5 protein-coding genes and 1 pseudogene are annotated in these 5,607 nt (G+C 73.6%); 3 read left to right on the top strand and 3 right to left on the bottom strand.

The window, feature by feature from the left end:
• The first annotated feature begins 663 nt into the window (after positions 1-663).
• Positions 664-1,332 (top strand): bifunctional DNA primase/polymerase, encoded by a 669-nt coding sequence (locus tag FRZ03_RS37780; protein ID WP_146469678.1) that lies wholly within the window; start codon positions 664-666, stop codon positions 1,330-1,332.
• A 343-nt stretch (positions 1,333-1,675) separates the two neighbouring features.
• Positions 1,676-2,104 carry a hypothetical protein gene (locus tag FRZ03_RS37775; RefSeq protein ID WP_398662219.1) on the top strand — a complete coding sequence of 143 codons (429 nt, stop codon included), beginning with the start codon at positions 1,676-1,678 and terminating at the stop codon, positions 2,102-2,104.
• 257 nt (positions 2,105-2,361) lie between these two features.
• Here the strand turns inward: FRZ03_RS37775 and FRZ03_RS37770 are convergent, their stop codons facing one another.
• The 3 genes from FRZ03_RS37770 to FRZ03_RS37760 all read right to left on the bottom strand — a co-directional run bounded on the left by FRZ03_RS37770 (position 2,362) and on the right by FRZ03_RS37760 (position 5,079).
• Positions 2,362-3,342 (bottom strand): DUF5926 family protein, encoded by a 981-nt coding sequence (locus FRZ03_RS37770; protein ID WP_146469677.1) that lies wholly within the window; start codon positions 3,340-3,342, stop codon positions 2,362-2,364.
• Between the two features lie 188 nt (positions 3,343-3,530).
• Positions 3,531-4,166, bottom strand: a complete 636-nt coding sequence (locus tag FRZ03_RS37765) for an ATP-binding protein (protein ID WP_146469676.1) — start codon at positions 4,164-4,166, stop codon at positions 3,531-3,533.
• Between the two features lie 73 nt (positions 4,167-4,239).
• Entirely contained in the window at positions 4,240-5,079 is an 840-nt protein-coding gene (locus FRZ03_RS37760; RefSeq protein WP_146469675.1) for a glycerophosphodiester phosphodiesterase, read from the bottom strand.
• 321 nt (positions 5,080-5,400) lie between these two features.
• Between FRZ03_RS37760 and FRZ03_RS39905 the strand changes: the two are divergent.
• Positions 5,401-5,607 (top strand): annotated as a pseudogene (locus FRZ03_RS39905) (protease); the annotation flags it as partial.

Below are 5,607 nucleotides of genomic sequence, written 5' to 3'. Positions count from 1 at the left end.
GGTGGGAGCGGTGGGATCGATTCCGGCCACTTTCGGGGGGTGCGGGGCGTTCATGGCGCGCGGCCTTCGGACCGGTGCGTAGTGCTGAAAAGCATCGCAAACCCCCATGTGATTCTGCGCCGCTAGCAGTGTCTCCACATGTACACGCACTCGTGAGGGGATGTCCAGCATTGTCCTGCGGGGATTCCTGGTGTCCGAGGGACTGATGGGTGATTTCTCCGAACCCCTTGCCTTACCGCCAAGTTGGCTCAAAACTGCCTGGGGGAACGGTCCATTGCGATCGACTGGGCTCGCTCCACGGAGCGTCACAACGGTCGTGATGGGTACGTACTCGGTGAAGGCCAGGGGTGGTTGGGGGCCACCCGGAACCTGGCGACGGACCCGGGCGTCATAACCACCGACGGCCGAGCCCCATCCTCCCGTGGCGGAGGCGGAGAGAACCACGCGCGACGGCATAACGCCATGCTTCGCCACCCCACGCCGCGATCGCGTCCTGCCCCATGCGCCACGGACGCGGCAGCGGCCGACGTTCGACCCCCTGGGGATCCCCTGCAGTGCGCGGGGATGTGATGCGCCACCAGGTACGCACAGTGAAGTGATCGACTCATGTTGTGATGTGGACCACGGTGTTGCCAGCGGTGCAACGGAAAGGAACGAGCGCTCATGCGCGAGATCCTCGGAAGGCGACGCAGGCTCCTGTCCAGGCGACGGAACGACGGAAGGCCCGAGCTGCTCGGCACGGCCCTCACCGTCGCGACGGAGTGGCAGTGGCCGGTACTCCCGGGCGTGGCCCCGGACCCGCAGGGCCGGGCCCGCTGCGGCTGCCCCGACCCGGAGTGCACGGTGCCCGGCGCCCACCCCTTCGACCCGGGCCTGCTCGCGGCCACCACGGACGCGCGCATGGTGCGCTGGTGGTGGACCAACCGGCCGAGCGCGCCCATCATCCTCGCGACCGGCGTCGGCGCGCCGTGCGCGGTCAGCCTGCCGGCGCTGGCCGCCTCCCGCGCCCTCGCCCTGCTCGACCGGCGGGGCATGCGCCTCGGCCCGGTGATCGCCTCGCCCACCCGCTGGGCGCTGCTCGTCAAGCCGTACTCCATGGAGCAGTTGGGCGAGCTGCTCTACGCCAAGGACTTCGTCCCCGGCTCCCTGCGCTTCCACGGTGAGGGCGGCTATGTCGCGCTGCCCCCGTCCGAGACCGGCGCGGGCGCGGTGCGCTGGGAGCGGGCCCCGCTGACCGGCTCGGCCGCGCCCTGGGTGCCGGACGTCGAGGCCGTGGTGGACGCGGTGGTCGACGCCCTCACTCGTACGGGTGTGAGCGCGCCCGAGTTGTAGGGGCCGCCCGGCGCGCACCGCCCGGTCGGCGCCCCGCGCTCGTTATCTTCCGCCCATGCTGCGAATTTCTGGGGGACCCGGTACTCGGTGGCGGGGGCGCGGGGGGCCCGGCCGCGCCCGGCCCCTCGACGAGGGACCGGGCACGGAGAACGGGCCCGGCTCCCGGCGCGATGCGGAGCCGCCTCTCGACGGCAGGCGCAAGTCCGCCTACCGCAGGGCCCGTTACGGCAGGTCCGAGCCCCGGCGCGCGCATCTGGTCGGACTGGCGTTCGTGGTGACGGCCGCCGTCGTCCTGCCGCTGACCGTGGCGTCGGCGGGGCAGGTCGGGGAGGTGGGCGAGACACTGGTGCCCGGGATGCTCCGGCACGGTGACGCAAAGGACCCGTCGGCGGCCCCGAGCGACTCGCTGCTGGGCCTCGGCCTGGCCACCGCCGCCCGCTGCGGGCCCCAACTCACCGCGCCAGCGGGCGTCGAGGCGCAGACCTGTGTGCTGACGCAGGGCGCGGACACCTGGGCACGCACCTACTACCGCAACGCCACCGGCTCGCCGCTGGACGCGGAGCTCAGCCTCATGGGGCCGCGCGGCCGAACCGTACGGACACGCTGCGAGACGGGGGCCGACGACGAGCCCGCGACCTGTGAGACACCCCGGGAGCGCAGCCGGGGCGGCCCGGACGACTACACGGCCGTCGCCGAGTTCGCCGAGCGGGGGGCCGAGGGCCGGCTGCTGCTGCGCTCGGGCAGCAACTCCGGCGACCAGGACGGCGGTTGACACCGTGCGGCGCCTCGGGCGCACCGAGCGCGGACATGGAAAGACCCGGTTGCTGGCGACGGGGGATGCACCAGCAACCGGGCTACTGGAACGGTAACAAGAGATCCGCCGTTCGCAAATTCCGACTCAGGCATTCGGCCACCGATTTCCCGCGGATTTCCGTCTCGGAACGCGGAGTTGTGACGGGAGTCACCCGCCTGGTGGTCCGGTGTCATGACCGGCCGGTCGATCGGTCATGACACCCCTGGGCACCCGCGTCAGCTCAGCGTGACCTGCCGGTTGGTCAGTCCGCCGCGCGCCCGGCGCTCCTCCGCGGTGAGCGGCTCCTCCACCGCGAGGGCGGCGGCCAGCCGCTCGGCGAACTCGGCCGCCGGCTTCTCCACGTCCTGCGCGCCGACCCCGCTCGGCAGGTCCCAGACCGGCACGGTGAGCCCGTGAGCACGGAAGGAGCCCACGAGCCGGGTGCCCTCGCCGAGGCTGGAGCGGCCCGCCGCGTGCAGTCGCGCGAGAGCGTCCAGAAGCCGCTCCTCCGGGTGGGGCATCACCCAGCGCAGGTGGTTCTTCTCCGGGGTCTCGCACCAGTACGCGGCGTCCACCCCGGACAGCCGCACGGTCGGGATCGCGGCCGCATTGGCCCGCTCCAGGGAGGCGGCGACCTCCGGGGTGGCGTTCTCCGCGTCCGGCACCCAGAACTCGAAACCGCTGTGCACCACCGGCTCGAACGCGCCCTCGGGGTCGATCAGTTCCTGCAACCGGGGACCGTCGGCGGGGGCGCGCCGCCCCTGCACCGGGGTGCCCGGCTCCGCCACCAGCGCGCGCTGGAGGGTGTCGGCCAGATCGCGGCTGATGTCACCGGAGGCCGTGTCGTTCTGCAGGCCGAGCAGGACCGAGCCGTCGTCGCGGCGCAGGGCCGGCCAGGCCATCGGCAGCACCGTGGCGAGCGTGACCGACGGGACGTCCTCGGGCAGGCCGTCCTTGAGGGTCAGCTCGACCGTCGCGGCCGGGACCAGCTCGCGCAGCGCCACCCAGTCGCACTCGCCGGGCAGGCCCTCGAACGGGCGCCGCACCAGCTCGGTCACGGCGTGCGCGGCCTCCCGGCCGTGACACGCCTTGTAGCGCCGGCCGCTGCCGCAGGGGCAGGGCTCACGGCCGCCGACCACCGGAATGGCACCGTCGGCGCCCGCCCCGCCCGCCGGCTGTGGGCGCTTGGCCTTCGTCTGGGGTCGCTTCTTGGCCATCGTGGATGTCTCCCGGTTACGGCTCGTCTCGTACGGCGGGAGCCTAGCCGTTCGCGCCCCGGCCGACGGGAACCTGTGGACAACGCACGCCCGCGCTGCGCCCTGTGGACGACGGCGCCCGCGCGACGGCGCCCGCGCGACGGCGGACCCCCCGGACGACGCCGGGGGCGCGCCCCCGCCGCCCGCCCTCAGGCCAGGTCCTCGAACGCCTCCGCGAGATCCAGCCCCGCCAGCTCGGGCAGCGCCGACGCGGTGATCGCCGCGGCGACGTGGTCGCGCCGGCAGCGGGCGTCCGGGTCGTGCACGTCCCCGTGGACCACCACCCAGACCGTCACCTCGCCGCGGACGTCGTCCCGGACGCCCCAGTCGTCGGCGAGCGCCGTGATGATGTTCAGCCCCCGGCCGCCGTGCGCCGTCACCGAGGGGGTGGCCGGCGCCGGGCGGGTCGGGCCCCCGCCGTCCGTGACCTCCACGATGAGCCGGCCCCGCGGATCGACCCGCCACGCGGCCCGTACGCCGCCCTCACCGGCCGTGTCGCCCAGCGGCCGGCCGTGTTTGCAGGCATTGCTCAGCAGTTCCGAAAGGATCAGTACGGCATCGTCGACGACCGCTTCCGGCACGCCGCCGTCGCGCAGCTGCGCGCGCATCCGGCGCCTCGCGTCCCCCACGCCCGCAGGGCCATGGGGTACGGCCATGCACGACGACGTGGGCACCTCCTGTGCCACCACCAACGCCACCCCCGAGACCTCCTTCGCCCCACGCCACGGTGTGGATGCCCCAGTGATCTGTGCCGGAAACCGGCCAATCCTCTTCCGGTGACGCATTCGGCACGGCCGCCCACGGAGCGAACGCGCCGGAGCACTCCCGGTGACGGGCCGTGACGCGGGCGGCGGGACGTCAACAGGACGGACGGCGGCCGAGCTGGTCCAGCACCGCGCGCGGGCGGTTGGTGATGATGGCGTCGACACCGAGCCGGACGCAGAGGTCGACGTCCTCGGGCTCGTTCACGGTCCACACGTGGACCTGGTGGCCCGCCCGCTTCAGCCGCTCCACGTACCCGGGGTGGCTGCGCACGATGCGCACCGAGGGCCCCGCGATGCGCACCCCCGCGGGCAGCCGGCCCTCGCGCAGCCGGGGCGAGAGCCACTGCACCAGGTAGACCGTCGGCAGCGTGGGCGCGGCCGTGCGCACCCGGTGCAGCGAGCGCGCCGAGAAGCTCATGATCCGCACCGGGGACTCGGCGGCCGTGGCGGGCGCGTCCAGGCCGAACCGTTTGAGCAGGCTCAGCAGCCGTTCTTCGACCTGGCCCGCCCAGCGGGTGGGGTGCTTGGTCTCGATGGCCAGCTCGACCCGGCGCCCGGCGTCCGAGACCAGCTCCAGCAGCCGCTCCAGGGTGAGGACGGAGGTCTCCTCGCGGTCCTCGGGCCGGTGCTCCCAGTCGGGCTCCTCGTCCCGGCCGCGCCAGGCGTCCCGGCTCTTCCAGGAACCGAAGTCCAGGGCGGCGAGGTCGGCCAGCTCCAGGGCGGAGACGGCGCCGCGGCCGTTGGAGGTACGGTTCACCCGCCGGTCGTGGACGCAGACCAGGTGGCCGTCGGCGGTCAGCCGTACGTCGCACTCGAGGGCGTCCGCGCCGTCCTCGATCGCCTTCCGGTAGGCGGCCAGGGTGTGTTCGGGCGCGTCCTCGGAGGCGCCCCGGTGGGCGACGACCTGAGGGGAGGGCTGTGGTGCGTGGGTCACCGCGTCATGGTGCCACCCCCGCGGGGTACACGTGAGGGCGCTCATGCGTCAGGACGGCGAACGGTGGCGTGCCCTGTGCCGGGTTATATAACTTTTGCGGCCAATGCCCTATGTAAAGAGTGGGCCAGGACCCACAGCCACGGCTTATGGTGCTCTGACGGCCCGTGGGAAAAGCTGACTGCAGACAAACTGGAACAGTGAACGCAGGACCATGCGCAGCCGCATCGTGACGGGACACGACCAGCGCGCACGCGCCGCCGAGCGTGCACGAGCGTGTCGAGCGCGACCGAGGACAACAGCCGTGGATCGAGGAGAAGAGCTGTGAGCACCGAGAACGAGGGCAACGAGGTACCCCCGGCCCCGTCCGCGCCTCCCGTGCCGGTGGCCTCTCCCGACGCGTCCCCGCAGGCACAGGGCGGCACGCCCGGGACCGAGGGGCCGGCGGGCGGACCGGAGCAGGTGGCACAGCCGGGCCAGGCCGGTCAGCCGGGCGGGCCGCACCAGGCGGCGGCTCCGGGCGCGCCCGGC

Origin of the sequence: Streptomyces misionensis, assembly GCF_007896895.1 — a bacterium.
GTDB lineage: Bacteria > Actinomycetota > Actinomycetes > Streptomycetales > Streptomycetaceae > Streptomyces > Streptomyces misionensis_A.
The sequence above is the reverse complement of the archived record's forward strand: the minus strand, read 5'-3'. Positions and strand labels throughout refer to the sequence as shown.